This window comes from Mesorhizobium sp. AR07 (assembly GCF_024746815.1).
Lineage (GTDB): Bacteria > Pseudomonadota > Alphaproteobacteria > Rhizobiales > Rhizobiaceae > Mesorhizobium.
In genome coordinates this window covers 185,130-200,672 of record NZ_CP080528.1, presented here as the reverse complement: position 1 = coordinate 200,672, position 15,543 = coordinate 185,130, and the positions used below count along the sequence as shown (strand labels likewise).

Sequence of the window (15,543 nt, the reverse complement as noted above, 5' to 3'; positions counted from 1 at the left end):
TTAGCCTCGTTGCCGCTCCCGGCCAGGAGCGGCAACGAGGTGGGATACAGCGCTTAACATCTCGTGGCATGACCACGCTGCGCATTTCGCTGATTGTGAGCAGCCATTTCACGCGATCATGAGCGCTCATTTCATTTGATCGTGAGCAGGTATTTCACGCGATCATGAGCGGCCGCTTCGACCGACGTGTTGATTGATTCAGGTGTTTGGGTCTGCGTCAAGAGCTGAGCGTTGAGCGTTCTGTTTTCGCATGCTTTCTCCGGTGAGTTGAAGACGGTGAGCATTGTGGACGAGGCGGTCAAGAATCGCGTCGCCGAGCGTGGGATCGCCGATTACGTCGTGCCAGAGTTCCACGGGGATTTGGCTGGTGACGATGGTCGATGCGCGACCATGGCGATCGTCGAGGATCTCCAGGAGGTCGCGGCGCTCGGCCGCGGTGAGAACCGCCAGGCCCCAGTCGTCGAGGATGAGGAGTTGCACGCGCCCAAGCGTCTTGAGCAGGCGCCCGTAGCGTCCGTCGCCCCGCGCGAGGGCGAGCGCCTCAAAGAGCCGCGGGACGCGATGGTAAAGGACCGAACGATTGTCGCGGCAGGCTTTGTGGCCCAGAGCGCAGGCCAGCCAACTCTTGCCCAGGCCGGTTGCGCCTGTGACCAGCAAGTTCTCGTGGCGTTCGATCCAGTCGCCGGCGACGAGCCTGGCGAAGACGGCGCGGTCGATGCCGCGCGGGGTGCGCAGATCGACATCTTCCACGCAGGCGCTCTGGCGCAGCGCGGCGAATTTGAGCCGCGTCGTGAGCCGTTTGGTGTCGCGCTCGGCGGCTTCGCGATCGATAAGAAGCCCGATGCGCTCCTCGAACGACAGGGCATCGAGATCCGGCGATCGCCGCTGCTCCTCGAAGGCCTTGGCCATTCCGGTCAGGCCCAGAGCGATCAGCTGGTCATGGGTAGGATGGGTGAGCATTGAGATCTCCATAGTTCAGTGGAAATAGCCCTGACCGCGGATGTTGCCGTGGCGCAGGGGTTGGTGATCGGGCGCCTCGTCGAGGAAAGCGCGATCAAGGCCGTTCTTGAGGATCGAACGGATCGAGGCGACGGAGCGCGCCTTGATGAGGATGCCGCGTTGGCAGGCCGCATCGACACGTGCATTGCCGTAGCTCTTGGTCAGCGACAGAATGCCGAGACAGGTGCGAAAGCCTTGTTCGGGATGCGGCCGGTCCGCGATGACAGCCTGGAAGAAGGCGGCGGTGGAAGGACCAATCTTCTCGCCGGCGGCGATCAATCCTCCCGGCGTCCACTTGCCGTAGCGGCGATGCGCGCTCGGCATGTGATCAGCGACTGTCGTATGGCCGCGCCGGTTGGGCGCACGGGCGTGGCTGGCGATCCGCTGGCCCTTGTGGAATATCTCGACCGTCTTGTCGGCGATCCGCACATCGACGAGCTCGCGAATGAGGCGGTAGGGCGTGGAATACCAATGCCCGTCGATCTCGACGTGATAGTCGGGTGCCACGCGGCAACGCTTCCAGCGTGCAAAGACGTATGGCTGGTCCGGCAGTTCTCCCAGCTTCGGCCTGTCGATCTCGGCGAACAGCTCGGCTCGGCTGGAGCCGAAACCGCGCATCTGGCGGGCGTTGAGTTCGGCGACGAGCACGCGGATGGCAGCGTTCAGGTCCGCCAGGGAAAAGAAGCGCTGATTGCGCAGCCGCGCCAGGACCCAGCGCTGGGCAATTTGCACCGCAACTTCAACTTTTGCCTTATCCTTCGGGCGTCTCGGCCTCGCCGCGAGTACCGCGGTGCCGTAGTGGCTCGCCATCTCGGCATAGGTCCGGTTGAGACCGGGGTCGTAGCGATCGGGGTTGGTGACGGCGGCCTTGAGATTATCGCAGATCACGAACTTCGGGACGCCGCCCAGAAAGGTGAAAAGGTTGGTGTGAACGCCGATCCAATCGGGCAGGCTCTCGCTCGGGCACGCTTCGGCGTAGGTATAGTTCGAGGCGCCCATCGCTGCGACGAACAGCTTCATGGCGTGCGCTTCGCCGGTGATGGGGTCGAAGATGTCGATGGTGTCGCCGGCAAAATCGACAAACACCTTCTCGCCGCCCAGGTGCGTCTGGCGCATCGTCGGGCGCGTCCGCCCTTTCCAGGCCTCGAAGGTCGTGCAGAACCAGGTATAGCCAAAGCCATCGGGATTGGCGGCGCGATACTCTTCCCACAGCAGCACCCGCGTCAGCGCCGCGGCGGCGCAATTCCTTCTCCACATAGCTCCAATCGGGCACCGGCCGCCGGGGGCTTTGCGATGCCGCCTTCGGCGCCGGGAAGAGGAGCAGCTCAAGCCCTTCGTCATCCATCCCTTCGGGCAGCGGCCAGCTCAGCCCGGCAAGACGGGCGCGCCGTAGATAACCATGCACGACGCCATTGCTCACCCCGAGCGTGCGCGCGATGACGCGCTCGGTCAGGCCTTGGACATGTCTTAGACGTAAAACTTCTCTGATCCGGCGCATCGACAATCTCTGGGTTGGCATCAGGCTTCCTCGTTGCAGTGACGAGGCATCCTGTAGCCGGGTTGAGATGTCGGCCGAAACGTCCACAACCTTCGAGAAGGTTGCTCACGATCCTCTGAAATCGCTGCTCACGATCCCGCGAAATCCGTGCTCACGATGCGGCGAAATCCGTGCTCACGATCGCCTGAAATACGCAACCACGCTTGCTAGCAGGCTGATCCCGCCTCTTTTCACCGTCTCGAACAGTTGACGGCGGCCTGTTCACGGGACCGCGAAACATAAGGAAGAGAGACCCGCGACTGGCTTGACGGGTCTGCACCCCAGGCGGTCAGCACTTCCGTCTTCCCAATACCTCAGAAGGTCATGCTCAGTTGCTCGTGCAGATCCGGTGCATGCCGGCTGCAGTCCGGGTTGGCTTTGAAGCGACCGGCGGACAGGAATGGGCTCTCTGGGTCACCCTTGTTGCGGCGGAGATTGAGGCCGTGCAACTGCCTCCGGCGCAGATCAAGGCCTTCGCCCTTTCCCGAGGCACACGCGCTAAAACAGATCGGATCGACGCAGAACTCATCGCAGGGTTCATCCTGTTCCGACCAGAAGCCGGACGGACACTGCCGAGTGAAAACCTGCGCACTCTCAGAGCCTTAACGACCCGGCGGGCCCAGATCGTCGATATGCGCAAGCGGCTCTCGGCACAGATTTCCGCGCGCGAGAAGCAGGGTATATCCGAAGATGTCGTCGATATGGACAATGCCTTACGGATCATGCTGGACGATCAGATCGGGGACCTCAAGCGCCGGATCGTAAGCACCATTGCTCAGGATGGAGAGCAAGAGGAACTGGGGGGCGGTTGGTTATGGAGACTCTCTGAGCGGGCCGGATCCGCGCCACAGAAAGGGCCTGTTTGGTCGGCCGCAACGTGACTGCCCCACAAAACCTCATGCTCCCCATGCAGGTTTCACTGGCTGTCTCGGTCGCCGAATACCTCTGTCAAATAGTCGACGAACACCCTGATCTTCTGAGGGGTGTGGCGTCGCTGAGCGTAGAAGGTGAAGATCGGCAGTTCGGTGGGTTCATGATCTGGCAGCAGGCGCACTAGGCGGTTCTCCTCGAGATCCTTTTCGACCATGAAGTCCGGCAAGAGGGAATAACCCCATCCTGTGAGGCAGGCGTTCCTCACCGCGCGGGCCGAGTTCATCGTTAGATGCTGCGGTACTTCGAAGTCGATGATCTCCCCGTTGCAGAAGAAGCGATGGGTGCGCCCCCATTCGCCGCTAACTTGAGTGACCGACGGACAGGTTCTGACCTCAGTTAGGGTCTTGGGCGTCCCATATCTATTACAGAACTGTGGCGATGCGACGACCACGATCCTCTGCGTGAAAATCCTCTGGGCAATGAGGGATGAATCGGGGAGCGGCCCAACCCGGATGGCAACATCGAAATGCTCCCCGATGAGATCGACTAAACGGTTGCCAAAGTCGATTGAGATGCTGAGCTGTGGGAACCGTTGTGTAAACTCCGGCATCGCGGGTGCCAAGCACTCGTTGCCGAAGGCCGTCACGCAGGAGACACGCAACTGGCCGCGAGGGGTTTCGTGGCGCTCGCGTACCGCTCTCCGCATCAGGTCGAGTTCCTCCAGGAGACCCAAGCTCGTCTGCACGAACTCCAGCCCGGCATCAGTCAGATTGAGCTGCCTGGTGGTGCGATTGAAGAGACGAACCCCGAGATCGGCCTCTAGGCCAGCCACAATGCGGCTCACCGAGGGAGCGGAAAGGCGTAAGTCCCGGCTCGCGGAAGAGAAGCTTTTGTGCCGCGCGACCGCCACGGCGACCCTCATGGCCTCAACCATATCCATTTGTCATTCTTTCGAAATACAAAACAATGTTTCTCGTTCTGCTCCTATTAACACGGAAAGTGAATTGGTGCATCGATGCGAGCAGCGCCCAACCTGAGGAGAAATCATGGCTGCCAATCCGAGCTGGATACTTGCGAGTTATCCTTCCGCAATGCCAACACCTGAGAACTGGGTTCTGGAAGATCGACCAAATCCCGAGGCTGCGCACGACGACCTATTGGTGAAAACGCTGTGGCTCTCCGTAGACCCCTACATGCGGGGTCGGATTAGCCCGGCGAGTAACTACGCCGCTGGTTTCAAGCTTGGTGATCTGATGCGTGGGGGCGGAATTGGCGAGGTCGTGACGTCTGAGACTTCGGACTTCAAACCGGGCGACATCGTGATGAGCGATTATTTCGGCTGGCAGCCGCTTAGCGTCATCCCGGCCGGATCAGCCAAACCTGTAACAGCCACGGACGCCCCGATACAATCCGCACTGAGCTACCTCGGCATGCCCGGTCTCACGGCCTACTTTGCCCTCCTCAAGACCGGAGGTCCGAAGACAGGAGAGACAGTATTGATCTCTGCTGCCTCGGGAGCGGTGGGGCAGATCGCCGGACAAATCGCACGGATCAAAGGCTTCGACCCGGTCGCTGTTGCAGGCTCGGACGAGAAGCTGGAATGGTGCAAGGAAATTGGATATCGGACAGGCGTCAATCACAGGACCTCGGTTGATCTCGTGGCTGATGTCGCTGCTGCATGCCCCAAAAGGGGTGGATGTCTTTATCGACAATACTGCCGGGCCGATCCACGATGCGGCGATGCTGAACCTCAACACGTTTGGCAGAGTGGTGGTGGTCGGGACGTTTGCCTTGGCCGACCGATTTGACCAGCCCGACATCGGCCTGAGACATCTTAGGAGAACCCTGATCACCCGTGCCCGAATCGAGGGGTTCCTACTCGACGATCACGTGCGCGAATACGAAACTGCGATTGCCGATCTTCTGTCGTGGTACAAGGAGGGTTTGCTACAGACACGGGAGGATGTCACTGACGGGATCGACACCGTGCCCCGCGCTTTCGTCAGAATGTTGAAGGGAGAGAACTTCGGAAAGCAACTGGTCAAGCTATGATGTGGAACAGCAGGAGCGCACGGCACCTTCGCGCCACTTCATGATCGGATGGGTGTGCCGACCGATGTCGTTCGGTTCGCTCATCGCTCGCCTGCTTTCCGAGGATGCCAGTTATGTCACCAGCCGTCATTGGCTATGAATGGCGGTTGCATCATCTGAAGTGCACCGTGCACGCGGGCTTGACACGCCGATGTACGGGTTCGCCAGTTTTCAGATGCGCCGAACACTCGTCCTGGTATGAGGGAGACTCATGAAGAGCGAGCGTCGGAGAGGTGGGGCGAAATCGGGAGCGGTTTAGCCGCTCCTGCATCAGTGCAGAAGCCCACTCCGAGATGTGGGCAGTGTTCAACGGACATGAGCTCGAGGTTTGCTCTCTGGCTGTAGCCGACGGAGTCACGTCGGTCGACGCATTCAAAGAACCGATTTTGGCCCTTCAACGAGAGATGCGCGGCTCATCCGGATCATGAGCGCACTTCATGCTCCATGAAAAGTTTGGCGATATCAGTGGAGGCTGACTCGACCTACGATCCCCAGACTACGAAACCACCACAAGTCACGACGGCTCTCGCTGGAGCGGTCAGGCAAGCACGTTCTCAACGTCTTCGGTGGGCACGCCGCATGCGACCTGATTTCCCGGGCTACGCATACCTGCCTGGCAAACATCCGCATCCGGTCCGCGACCCGTTGGGTCACAGTTATCAAAGCGACCCGGTGACTGTTGTCACGGTCGAGGGATCACTCAGCTCAAACGTGTTCCGACGGGGAATCGACCTTTTCAACCACGGCTATTACTGGGAAGCTCATGAGGCTTGGGAGCCTCTATGGCATGCTGCCAAACAAAGCGCCCAGCATCGCCTGTTCTTCAAGGGATTGATCCTGTTGGCGGCGGCCGGGGTGAAGATCCGCGAGGGAAAGCGGGGCGCTGCGGCGCGTCATGCCGCAAGGGCTGCAGGGCTCTTTCGTCAGGTGGCGCTTCTGCCGAGCCGGCGCTTCGAGGCCGCACTAGGAATGACACCTGCCGCCCTCGCGGTAGAGGCCGAAGCGGCCACAACGTTCCCGACTGTTTTGCGAGAGCCGGCGCCTGGCCGGATCCCTGAGCCCGTCTTCGATTTCATTCTCGCAGCCAAATCTGAGAGCGGCTGACCGGCAACACTTACGGTACGGTTCAAGCATCTTCGTTGCGTATTCCAATGAAACCGGACAGTGATTCCGAAACGAAACCGGACGCTTATGGAGTGCACCCCCAGACTGAGACAAGGAAAATCGCGGACACCTCCCGTGTTAGGCTATGCCGCCTTTTCCATCTGTCGCCCGCGTGAATGCTTCTGTTCGTATTCCTCCGGACTGAGATAGTCGAGCGCCGAATGCAGGCGCCCCGTGTTGTAAACGGTCTCTATGAAAGCACCGATGTGCTTGCGGGCATCATCTGCATCCTTATAGGCGAGCCCTTGCACCTCTTCCTGTTTCAGGGTTTTCATGAAGCTCTCCGCCTTCGCATTGTCGTAAGGATTGCCGACACGGCTCATGCTCGCTTGGATACCGTGAACATGCAGAAGTTCGGAGTAGGCCCCGCAAGCGTATTGAACCCCGCGGTCGGAATGATGGATGAGGCTCCCGGGTACGGGCTGGCGATCAGCGATCGCCATCTCGAGAGCCTCGATGGCAAGGCTTGCTCTAAGATGCGTATCCAGCGCCCATCCGACAACCTTGCGGCTAAACGCGTCAAGGACAACGGCAAGGAAGGCAAACTCCTCGGCCAGATGCAGGAAGGTGATATCGGCAACCCATAGCTGGTTTACGCCATTGAGGATCATTCCCCTCGCGAGGTTCGGCACGACTTGCCAACCATGCCTGGAGTTGGTCGTCACAGGAACAAAGGGTTTAGCGCGCAAGCACAACAGATTGTCTTCACGCATGATCCGTAAAACGCATTTGTGATTGACTTGCCACCCCTCGCGCCGAAGCAGGGCTCCAATCCGGCGGTAGCCGTAGTGTGTGTTGCCAAGAGCCAGCTTCTGAATGAGATCGCGCAAACCCGTCTCGGCCCGACGAGGGGCCGAATCCAGCCAGTGACGGTAATAGCTCGCGCGGCTGACACCAGCGAGCCAGCACATTCTGTCGATGTTGAATTCGCCTTGCGACAGGCCGGTCATCATCTTTTCGATGACTTTGAAGATGCCGTTTCGCCAGGAGCGCTGCTCCGACGCTGATCTTCCTCGAAGTGCCGCAAGGCTTCGCGAAAAAAATCGAGATCGAGCTGCTGCTGCCCGACCTTCTGCTCCAGTTCCCTGATCCGGCGCCTGGCCTTGCTCAGTGCCTTTTCCTGAGGTGATGGCACATCGACTGCACTCTGCAGCTGTGCGGCCCCGTCAAATCCTGCTGTCCTGGCCGGCCGGCCGCGCCGACGTGACTTCAGATTACCATAAAGCCTGAGATGATCACGCCACTCGTAAAGTCGTTGGCGACCGATGCCAACCTCATCTGCCAACTTGCTGACGGTTTCGCCCGCCTCCATGCGCCGGAGAAGCTCCAGCTTTTGGTCATCATCAATAACTCTTTGCCGTCTGGCCATGCCCCAGTTTCCTCTCCTTGCGGGGAAACTGTCCGCGATTTTCCTTGTCTCAATCTGGGGGTGCACTCCAATCGCGTCCGGTTTTTGATCGGAACGGTGTCCGGTTAATCGTCGGAATTTGCATCTTCGTTACTTGGATGCGCTGCGGGTCCTCTCCCGAGCAGTCCGACAGGGCAGCTTCAATCTGGAGCAGTCGACCTACCGCTAGGCCCGGCTTTGGCGGAGCACCCAAGGCAGGCGCCGCTTCCATCGTTGACCTCGCGGCAAAGGCACATCTTTCTGCCACCGCTTTAACTTGCGGGTTCGTCTACCTTCAGTCTGTGCGTTCGATGCTTCCGGCATCGCCGCTTCCTCAACCGTCGGGGGCTTGGGAAGCGATTCATCGGGCACGGTCACGCCCTTGGCGTCGGATACTGTTTCACCGGTGGTGAGCATGGGCTGAGGAGGAACATCTTCGGGAAAAGTTGGCTGCGACACCGCTTTGGCGATCGCGGCTTCCGCCTTCGCTTCCGCGACGTCGTTCGCGATGGCAGCGAGGTCAATGCCGCCCCAGATCGACTGTGGCCGCTTCACCAGCCCACGCTTCTGTTTGATCTCGACGACAAAGGGTCGCTGCGGCTGCCTCATGGTGCTCTCGCGGATTTAGGGGAGTTGCTGATGTCCTCTAGGCGGAGCGCACGCCGTCGTCCACCCGCCGCCACGCATTCTCCAAAGGTTTTCGGAGACTTTGCCGCCGTCCAAGCCACGACGAAAGCTGCTCACCTTCCACGCCTGGGCCTACGCTTCCGATCTCTTGTCCTGCTGTCAGCATGATCGTCATGACGATCATTTCACCCGCGCAGTCGCCTCGGCCGGGCCCATCGCGAAGCCGCAGGAGACTCAGGATGCAATGAAGATGGTGGCCGCTCCTATCCATACTCCATGTTCCCTAGTGCATCAGACGCGTCCAACGCATTTTCGGAATCGATCACGAGAGATCGATTCATGCTGTTTATGGACAGCAGCGCGGTATGCAGGCCAGAGCGGCCGACCGTCGGCAGCGCTTTGAGCTGGCGCCCGGCTGTCAGTCCAGTCGGCGGTCTCGGATGCGCCCGTGCGACGACACACACAGCCCGACAAAGCCGGGTCATCGCATCCTCATTGCGAGGTTCGGGAGCCGCGGCAGGTTTTGCCGACCAAAGCCGCTGCTTTCCTCTTGAACCGTCATTGCCCTGACAACACATTCTGCAATCGTGCGCGGGTGACGATGAAGCGCCTGTTCACGCTGTCAAGCGAAGTGAGGATTTGACCCCTTTGGCGAAGTTAGGAACTGACCCCCTTCACTGGTTTGCTGTTTCGTTGGGTTCAAGCGTCGGTCCGGTCTTCTGCAGAAGGCCGGACCGACGCTTTTCGCGGAGACGGTAGCTGTCGCCGCGGATGGTGATCACCGTGGAGTGGTGAAGCAGGCGGTCCAGGATCGCCGTGGCCACAACGGGGTCGCCAAAAACACTTCCCCATTCGCCCACGGAGCGGTTGGAGGTGATCAGGATCGAACCCTTCTCGTAGCGCCGTGACACGAGTTGGAAGAACAGGTGGGCGGCATTGGCCTCGAAGGGCAGATAGCCCAGTTCGTCGATGATGAGCAGTTTCGGCCGCGACAGGATCGCCAACTGCTTGTCGAGCGAGCCGTCGCTGTGGGCCTTGGCCAGCGTCGCCACCAACGTAGCAGCCGTGATGAACTGCACGTTGTAATTCTGGCGGATCGCCTCGCGGCCGAGGGCCACGGCCAGATGGGTCTTGCCCGTGCCGGGTGGGCCGAGGAACAAAAGTGTGTCGCCGTGCGCAATCCAGCGGCAGGTGGCGAGTTCCCTGATCTGCCCCTGATCGAGCGATGGCTGGGCGTCGAAGTCGAAGCCGTCCAGCTCGCGCACGAAGGGGAACTGGGCGATCTTGCTCGACATGGCGATGCGCCGCTCGTCGCGCCGGGCGATCTCGCGCGACACTAGGAAGCCCAGGGCCTCGCGTAACGTCATCTTCGAGCGGGCAGCTTCGTCCAGCAACGTGTCGAGCTGGTCGCGGATCGCCGTCAGCTTCAGCCGATCGAGCGTTGCGATGAGCATGTCATGATCCACGTTCGTCATCACCAGCCCCCTCCGACAGCCGCCTCGTATTCCGCAAGCGGCCGCAGCAGGGCGGCTGGAGCGATCTCGATGGGATCCGCGCGCACCGGCCCTTCAAAGCCGGCGACGCCGACAAAATGCGCCCGGTCCACTATCCGTTGTCGTCGCCCCCGGCACAGGGCATGATCGCCTACCACCTGGCCTGCATGACGGATGATCACACGGCCAGCCAACACCACGACCTGGACGCTCTCGCCGATCAGGCGCCAGGGCACCGAGTAGCTGTTCGTATCCAGATCGATCGCACAGTCGGCCTGGACCTTGCGGATCAGGTCCCGCAGTTGCCCGAACGGCGCCCTGCCGGAAAGCGGGCGGAGCGCTTGAGCTTCAGCGGCAAAACGTTCCACGGGCGCAACGCCGGTGGTGCCGTGTTCACGCCGGTCGGCAACCTCGCGCGTCCACCGATCCAGATGCGCCTCGAACGCCGCCCAGCTCTCGAACCGGCGGCCGGCGATCGCGTTCTTCTTGACGTAGCCGACTCCGCGTTCGTCTTTCCCCTTCGTCCTGGCCCGATAAGGGGCACAGGCCCGCGGTGTGAAGCCCCAATATCGGGCAAAAGCGTGCAGCCGGGCGTTGAACCTCACCTCGCGCGTCACTGCGTCGTGATGCTCAACCAGCGCCTTTGCATTATCGATCAGAACTTCCGCCGGCACGCCCCCAAACCGCAGGAAAGCGCCTTCCATCCCTTCGAACCAGTCGGTCTGGCGCTGCCTCGGCGAGGCCCGGATGTGCATCCGGCGCGAATAGCCAAGCGTCCCGACAAACACATGGATCCGCACCCGCTCGCCGCCGATCCATACCCGCGTGTCGCCGAAGTCGATCTGCATCTGATGACCAGGCGCCGTCTCGAAGCGCACCGTCGCCCGCTTCTGCGCTTTCAACTCGCGCCGCCATTGTCGAACCCGAAGTTCTACCGAGCGCAACCCGATGACGATGCCATGCTCGCTCTCCAACTCCTGGCGAATGACGTCCGCGTTCCCGTCGTGGCGAAAGAAACGCTCCCGAAGCCAATCGTCCAGACCATCAAATGCTGTCCGACGCACGGGCTGGCGATACGCAACAACGCCACCTTCACGAAGATATCGGCGAACCGTGTTGCGCGCGCATCCAAACTCCTGCGCAATTCGTTTCGCTCCCCAGCCTCGTTCGTGAAGGCCTACCATAGCCAAAACTTCTTCCCCCGATCGCATTTCCTCAACCCGCATCGTTCCAGACAATGCAAGTTGCGATGAAAACTCTCTCGTCATCGATTCTTCCTCTCAAAAGAGAGGGGTCAGTTCTTCGTTTCGTTCGGGGGTCAATTTCTCATTTCGCCCGACACACGCGGACCAGTCGTTCAGCAGGTCGGGAGGAACCAATGAACCCTGAAGCTTTCAGCAACCCAGTTTTCGTGAAGCGTGCAACCTACATCGTGCAGGAGATTGCCAGCCTTGTGGACGCTATTGACTTCCTGAATGACTGGCCAGAAGGTCGCCGGGACCTGATCCACGAAGCCGCGCTCCGAGCCTGCTATGATGCATACGATGGGCGAAAACCTGTAAGCGCAGCGCGCAATGCCTTTTTCGGCTTTGCGAAACGGGCCGCCATATTGGAAGATGCAATTTCCGCCATGCAATGGCTTGCTGCCTGCAAGTCGGGCAGTGGAAAAGTGCAGGTATAAGCATCTGCCACGGGGCACGCCGAGGTAGGCATTGCGTCGAGATTTTCAGGATAGCCGAAAGCAGAAGCAGACCTCGAGATTAGCGGCGCGATCCCACCATGAATCAGATACCGAACATCAATCGCGAGGGGCGAGGTTCAGCGAGCAGCGGAATCCAATCTAAAAAATAATTGAGATGGGGCAGGTGAGGGGGGATACACTGGGAACCTGGGCCCCCGCCGGTGGGCGAAACGGGGAGGTGGTGATGAAAGAAGCTCGAGGCGTTGATCAGAAAAAGAACGACCAGTACACGTCATTTGCCGAACTGGCAGCCCAAGAGGAACGGGGTGTCGACTACGATTTCTCTGCGCTGGATCGGGACTCCCCCGTAGCGATCGTTGCATCGCATCGCGGCTGGATTGAGTACGGCACATCCCAGCTCGCCACGGCCGTTGCGGGAGATGATTTCTCGCTTTATCTGTTTGAAGGACTCAAGCCGAAACGACCGCACCGCGGGCTGCACATCGGATCCGAATATTTTAACGAAAAACAATGCGTCAAGCTGGTCACCAAGGCCCAGCTCGCGATCGGCATGCACGGCCGTGCGGACGGCGACGATACGGCAACGATCTGGCTCGGCGGCCTGGGCAAGGAGTTGCGCGACGCTCTCGCGGTGGCCCTTAAGGCAGCGGGCTTCAAGGCGATCACGTTAGGCCATCGGTTGCCTGGTGAGCACAAGAACAACATCTGCAACCGTGGAAACGGCCGGGCGGGCGTGCAGCTCGAGTTGCCAAAGACGCTGCGGCACGCGCTCGTCGCAGATGCTGGACGCCGCGCACTATTCTCCGGCGCGGTTCGCAAGACCGTTTTGAAACATCTCGGCAAACCTGGACCTGCTTAAAACTCTGGCGCTTGCGGGCAAATATTCAGGCGCGGATCACGGCTTCGGTTGGAACGCCCACACCGGGATCTTGTTCTGCTTACCGGTACAGCGCTTGTTGAAGAGCACGATCCAGGCAAGTTGGACCGGCAAGTTTGCGACGGTCGCGGTAACCAACGCCTTGTCGATCGCTTCGGCGTTGCCGAGGAATTGGCGCTCGACGATGTCGTCAAACTTGATCTCAGGCGTATTCTCAATCAGGCCTTGAATGAAAGACTCGTGTGTATCACGCTCAAAGGGAGATGGCTGGTCCTGTCTGGGCGTCCTGAGAGACTCGGATATCGGAAATGTCAGGTCTCCGCCGATGAGATCTAATAAGAAAACGAAGCGCGCTCACCGCGTCGAAACCCGGCCTTCAATTCGTCTATCGAGCCATAAGGCCCCTTAAGGTTCCTCGTCATCTAAGTAGTTTTTTAGCCGCTATCGTGAAGCAACTTTTCCAAGGGAAAACCTGTAAATCTTCTAATGGTTTTGGTAACAATGTATGAGTAATACTTCGCTATCCCGATTTCTTTTTCCAGAAGGCCGTCCATTAAGGATTGAAAACTTTCTATGTCTTTTGTAATCACTTTAAGTACATAGTCGAATCCGCCGCCAACGGCATAGCACTCCACTATTTCTGGTATCGTCGATATGGCTCTCTCAAAAGCGGTGAAATTCTTTGACTCGTGTTGCTTAAGTTCGACCGGTACTATTACCGTAAGGCTGTACGTGAGCTTGTCAATTCTCACATCGGGGCGGAACGGACCCAATACGCCATCCTTGATCAATCGCTGAACGCGCGCATGACAGGGGCTCGCAGATAGGCCGACTGTCTCTGCGAGACGCGACATGGTGGTGCGACCATCACGCTGGAGTGCCGACAGAATTTTGAGATCGTAAGGATCGATGGAGCTTCGCATTTGGGTTTCGCCACGCCGCAACAGACATCTGCAGTTTCTCATACCGCAGCGAATTCCGGGGCGGCAAGATATTTCTCTGCCAAGACAAGTTTGGCGCCCAAAATAATCCGTTGGAGCAGGAAATTTTCCCAAAACCGGAGCGGGTCAGATCGCACGGAGGTCAGGCCCAAGCCCAGCGTCCCGGCTTCTAACAAGCACGGTTTCCGGCGCGACGAAAGCGCTCTGAGCTGTTCCTTGTTGTTCTTATCCAACTTCTAGCCCGTCTTATGCACGACGTTGCGTCTGAGAGGTTGGCGGATGTAGCCTAAGCGATTGATTTGGCGTAGGATTCGGTTGTCTAAGCCAACCCTGCCACCGCCTCTCGCGAGCCACACCCGCCATGACCGATGATACGTTGCTGCCGCTCTCATTTCCAGCCGTTGGACGCAAGAAGATCACAGCTGCGTTTGACGGCGGACGCATCACCTCGGATGGTGGCGTCATGCTTTTGGCAGCGGCCGAGCGACGCCTGCAACTGGCCGACAGGCTGGCCGCCGCGATCCACGATCCGCGCGATCCAGCGCGGGTGACGCACGCCATGGCCGACATTGTGCGCGCCCGCATCTTTGCGATCGCATGCGGCTACGAGGATGCCAACGATCTCGACCGGCTGCGCACCGACCCGGCCTTCAAGCTCGCCTGCGGGCGGCTGCCCGACAGCGGGATTGATCTGTGCTCGCAGCCGACATGCTCGCGCCTCGAGAACCTGCCCGACCTGCGCACCGTCATCCGGCTCGGCTGGGTGCTGGTCGATCTGTGGCTGTCGAGCTATGCCGCGCCGCCCAAAAGCGTCACGCTCGACATCGACGACACGGTGGATGTCGTTCACGGCCATCAGCAGCTCTCGCTGTTCAACGCCCATTACGACGAGCGTTGCTTCCTGCCGATCCACATCTACGACGCCGCGACAGGACGCCCGGTCGCCATGATCCTGCGTCCTGGCAGGACCCCGGCGGGCAAGGAGATCCGCGGCCATCTGCGCCGGCTTGTCCGGCGCATCCGCGCCCGCTGGCCGACCACCCGCATTCTGATCCGCGGCGATGGCCACTATGGCCGGGCGCAAGTCATGGCATGGTGCGAGGACAATGCGGTCGACTACCTCTTCGGATTGCCCGGCAACAAGGTTCTCCAGCGTCTCGTTGATGAAGCCGCCGACGATATCCGCACCCGCCGCGCGCTCGAGCAGAAGCCGGTGCTGCGCGGCTATGCCGAGACCCGATACAAGGCGAAATCCTGGAAGACGGAACGCCGCGCCTGCGCCCGCATCGAGGCAACCACCCTCGGCCTCGACATCCGCTTCGTCGTCACCAATCTCGACAAAGGCTCCGCCGAGCATGTCTACGATGTGATCTACTGCGCCCGCGGCCAGGCCGAAAACCTGATCAAGATGCACAAGAGCCAGCTCGCCTCCGACCGCACCAGCTGCCGCTCACCGATTGCCAACCAGGTCCGTCTCGTCCTGCACACCGCCGCATACTGGTTGATGCTCACCCTGCGCGAGGCGGTGCCCACGACCCATCATCTGTGCAACGCCGAGTTCGCTACACTGCGGCTCAGGCTTCTCAAGCTCGGCGCCCGCGTCACCGAAACCGTCTCGCGCATCCGTCTGGCCTTCGCCGCCGCCTGTCCCGAAGCAAGTCTGTTCCGAACGATCGCCATCACGCTGCAGCCCGCAGGGCCATGAGCGCCGGGGCATCAAAGCCCCGCCGAACCCGATACCTTGACCCTCCAGCGCGTTCCAAAGTCCAGTCTCAGCTGCGGTGAAAAAGACGCCTCACACCTTCATGACCGAACGCTAAGCGGCAAGGAACCAGGCCGCTCGTGAATAGGA

General features: G+C 60.0%; 16 protein-coding genes and 1 pseudogene. 7 read left to right on the top strand and 10 right to left on the bottom strand.

Annotation, left to right across the window (positions count from 1 at the left end; translation table 11 throughout):
- Positions 1 to 198: 198 nt before the first annotated feature.
- The 3 genes and pseudogenes from istB (BPNPMPFG_RS37205) to BPNPMPFG_RS37195 all read right to left on the bottom strand — a co-directional run.
- On the bottom strand, positions 199 to 960 hold the full coding sequence (istB, locus tag BPNPMPFG_RS37205; RefSeq protein WP_258598798.1) for an IS21-like element helper ATPase IstB: 762 nt from the start codon (positions 958 to 960) through the stop codon (positions 199 to 201).
- A 15-nt stretch (positions 961 to 975) separates the two neighbouring features.
- Entirely contained in the window at positions 976 to 2,256 is a 1,281-nt protein-coding gene (gene istA, locus BPNPMPFG_RS37200) for an IS21 family transposase (RefSeq protein WP_258598796.1), read from the bottom strand.
- A gap of 169 nt (positions 2,257 to 2,425) precedes the next feature.
- Positions 2,426 to 2,497, bottom strand: a pseudogene (locus BPNPMPFG_RS37195) (hypothetical protein); the annotation flags it as partial.
- 392 nt (positions 2,498 to 2,889) lie between these two features.
- On the opposite strand from BPNPMPFG_RS37195, the gene BPNPMPFG_RS37190 reads away from it, so the two are divergent.
- Positions 2,890 to 3,417: an IS110 family transposase gene (locus BPNPMPFG_RS37190; RefSeq protein WP_258598794.1), complete on the top strand. Its 528-nt coding sequence runs from the start codon at positions 2,890 to 2,892 to the stop codon at positions 3,415 to 3,417.
- A 35-nt stretch (positions 3,418 to 3,452) separates the two neighbouring features.
- Here the strand turns inward: BPNPMPFG_RS37190 and BPNPMPFG_RS37185 are convergent, their stop codons facing one another.
- Positions 3,453 to 4,349 (bottom strand): LysR family transcriptional regulator, encoded by an 897-nt coding sequence (locus BPNPMPFG_RS37185; RefSeq protein WP_258598793.1) that lies wholly within the window; start codon positions 4,347 to 4,349, stop codon positions 3,453 to 3,455.
- A 106-nt stretch (positions 4,350 to 4,455) separates the two neighbouring features.
- Between BPNPMPFG_RS37185 and BPNPMPFG_RS37180 the strand changes: the two genes are divergently transcribed.
- From BPNPMPFG_RS37180 to BPNPMPFG_RS37170, 3 genes are all read left to right on the top strand, one after another.
- Positions 4,456 to 5,217 (top strand): MDR family NADP-dependent oxidoreductase, encoded by a 762-nt coding sequence (locus tag BPNPMPFG_RS37180; RefSeq protein ID WP_258598791.1) that lies wholly within the window; start codon positions 4,456 to 4,458, stop codon positions 5,215 to 5,217.
- Positions 5,150 to 5,461 carry an MDR/zinc-dependent alcohol dehydrogenase-like family protein gene (locus tag BPNPMPFG_RS37175; protein ID WP_258598789.1) on the top strand — a complete coding sequence of 104 codons (312 nt, stop codon included), beginning with the start codon at positions 5,150 to 5,152 and terminating at the stop codon, positions 5,459 to 5,461. Before BPNPMPFG_RS37180 ends, BPNPMPFG_RS37175 begins: the two co-directional genes overlap by 68 nt.
- A 618-nt stretch (positions 5,462 to 6,079) precedes the next feature.
- Positions 6,080 to 6,604: a DUF309 domain-containing protein gene (locus BPNPMPFG_RS37170; protein ID WP_258598787.1), complete on the top strand. Its 525-nt coding sequence runs from the start codon at positions 6,080 to 6,082 to the stop codon at positions 6,602 to 6,604.
- A gap of 143 nt (positions 6,605 to 6,747) precedes the next feature.
- Here the strand turns inward: BPNPMPFG_RS37170 and BPNPMPFG_RS37165 are convergent, their stop codons facing one another.
- The 5 genes from BPNPMPFG_RS37165 to istA (BPNPMPFG_RS37145) all read right to left on the bottom strand — a co-directional run bounded on the left by BPNPMPFG_RS37165 (position 6,748) and on the right by istA (BPNPMPFG_RS37145) (position 11,439).
- Complete coding sequence (locus BPNPMPFG_RS37165) at positions 6,748 to 7,617, bottom strand: IS3 family transposase (protein WP_258598786.1); 870 nt, start codon at positions 7,615 to 7,617, stop codon at positions 6,748 to 6,750.
- Positions 7,614 to 8,033: a helix-turn-helix domain-containing protein gene (locus BPNPMPFG_RS37160; RefSeq protein ID WP_258598784.1), complete on the bottom strand. Its 420-nt coding sequence runs from the start codon at positions 8,031 to 8,033 to the stop codon at positions 7,614 to 7,616. The genes BPNPMPFG_RS37165 and BPNPMPFG_RS37160 overlap by 4 nt, the downstream gene beginning before the upstream one ends.
- A 204-nt stretch (positions 8,034 to 8,237) precedes the next feature.
- Entirely contained in the window at positions 8,238 to 8,660 is a 423-nt protein-coding gene (locus BPNPMPFG_RS37155) for a hypothetical protein (RefSeq protein ID WP_258598783.1), read from the bottom strand.
- Between the two features lie 692 nt (positions 8,661 to 9,352).
- Positions 9,353 to 10,153, bottom strand: a complete 801-nt coding sequence (gene istB / locus BPNPMPFG_RS37150; RefSeq protein ID WP_258598293.1) for an IS21-like element ISSme2 family helper ATPase IstB — start codon at positions 10,151 to 10,153, stop codon at positions 9,353 to 9,355.
- Positions 10,153 to 11,439 carry an IS21 family transposase gene (istA, locus tag BPNPMPFG_RS37145; protein ID WP_258598295.1) on the bottom strand — a complete coding sequence of 429 codons (1,287 nt, stop codon included), beginning with the start codon at positions 11,437 to 11,439 and terminating at the stop codon, positions 10,153 to 10,155. Before istA (BPNPMPFG_RS37145) ends, istB (BPNPMPFG_RS37150) begins: the two co-directional genes overlap by 1 nt.
- A gap of 110 nt (positions 11,440 to 11,549) precedes the next feature.
- Between istA (BPNPMPFG_RS37145) and BPNPMPFG_RS37140 the strand changes: the two genes are divergently transcribed.
- Complete coding sequence (locus BPNPMPFG_RS37140) at positions 11,550 to 11,852, top strand: DUF982 domain-containing protein (protein ID WP_258598782.1); 303 nt, start codon at positions 11,550 to 11,552, stop codon at positions 11,850 to 11,852.
- Positions 11,853 to 12,096: 244 nt separating this feature from the next.
- Entirely contained in the window at positions 12,097 to 12,732 is a 636-nt protein-coding gene (locus tag BPNPMPFG_RS37135) for a poly-gamma-glutamate hydrolase family protein (RefSeq protein ID WP_258598781.1), read from the top strand.
- 452 nt (positions 12,733 to 13,184) lie between these two features.
- Here the strand turns inward: BPNPMPFG_RS37135 and BPNPMPFG_RS37130 are convergent, their stop codons facing one another.
- Entirely contained in the window at positions 13,185 to 13,673 is a 489-nt protein-coding gene (locus BPNPMPFG_RS37130; RefSeq protein ID WP_258598780.1) for an Lrp/AsnC family transcriptional regulator, read from the bottom strand.
- A 379-nt stretch (positions 13,674 to 14,052) separates the two neighbouring features.
- Here BPNPMPFG_RS37130 and BPNPMPFG_RS37125 point away from each other — a divergent pair, with 379 nt between their 5' ends.
- Complete coding sequence (locus tag BPNPMPFG_RS37125) at positions 14,053 to 15,396, top strand: IS1380 family transposase (protein WP_183461167.1); 1,344 nt, start codon at positions 14,053 to 14,055, stop codon at positions 15,394 to 15,396.
- Positions 15,397 to 15,543: the final 147 nt, after the last annotated feature.

Excerpts from the sequence above, each read along its gene's own strand:
- istB (WP_258598798.1), bottom strand. The coding sequence starts at position 960 with ATGCTCACCCATCCTACCCATGACCAGCTGATCGCTCTGGGCCTGACC.
- istA (WP_258598796.1), bottom strand. The coding sequence starts at position 2,256 with ATGTGGAGAAGGAATTGCGCCGCCGCGGCGCTGACGCGGGTGCTGCTG.
- BPNPMPFG_RS37190 (WP_258598794.1), top strand. The coding sequence starts at position 2,890 with ATGCCGGCTGCAGTCCGGGTTGGCTTTGAAGCGACCGGCGGACAGGAA.
- BPNPMPFG_RS37185 (WP_258598793.1), bottom strand. The coding sequence starts at position 4,349 with ATGGATATGGTTGAGGCCATGAGGGTCGCCGTGGCGGTCGCGCGGCAC.
- BPNPMPFG_RS37180 (WP_258598791.1), top strand. The coding sequence starts at position 4,456 with ATGGCTGCCAATCCGAGCTGGATACTTGCGAGTTATCCTTCCGCAATG.
- BPNPMPFG_RS37175 (WP_258598789.1), top strand. The coding sequence starts at position 5,150 with ATGCTGAACCTCAACACGTTTGGCAGAGTGGTGGTGGTCGGGACGTTT.
- BPNPMPFG_RS37170 (WP_258598787.1), top strand. The coding sequence starts at position 6,080 with ATGCGACCTGATTTCCCGGGCTACGCATACCTGCCTGGCAAACATCCG.
- BPNPMPFG_RS37165 (WP_258598786.1), bottom strand. The coding sequence starts at position 7,617 with ATGATGACCGGCCTGTCGCAAGGCGAATTCAACATCGACAGAATGTGC.
- BPNPMPFG_RS37160 (WP_258598784.1), bottom strand. The coding sequence starts at position 8,033 with ATGGCCAGACGGCAAAGAGTTATTGATGATGACCAAAAGCTGGAGCTT.
- BPNPMPFG_RS37155 (WP_258598783.1), bottom strand. The coding sequence starts at position 8,660 with ATGAGGCAGCCGCAGCGACCCTTTGTCGTCGAGATCAAACAGAAGCGT.
- istB (WP_258598293.1), bottom strand. The coding sequence starts at position 10,153 with ATGACGAACGTGGATCATGACATGCTCATCGCAACGCTCGATCGGCTG.
- istA (WP_258598295.1), bottom strand. The coding sequence starts at position 11,439 with ATGACGAGAGAGTTTTCATCGCAACTTGCATTGTCTGGAACGATGCGG.
- BPNPMPFG_RS37140 (WP_258598782.1), top strand. The coding sequence starts at position 11,550 with ATGAACCCTGAAGCTTTCAGCAACCCAGTTTTCGTGAAGCGTGCAACC.
- BPNPMPFG_RS37135 (WP_258598781.1), top strand. The coding sequence starts at position 12,097 with ATGAAAGAAGCTCGAGGCGTTGATCAGAAAAAGAACGACCAGTACACG.
- BPNPMPFG_RS37130 (WP_258598780.1), bottom strand. The coding sequence starts at position 13,673 with ATGCGAAGCTCCATCGATCCTTACGATCTCAAAATTCTGTCGGCACTC.
- BPNPMPFG_RS37125 (WP_183461167.1), top strand. The coding sequence starts at position 14,053 with ATGACCGATGATACGTTGCTGCCGCTCTCATTTCCAGCCGTTGGACGC.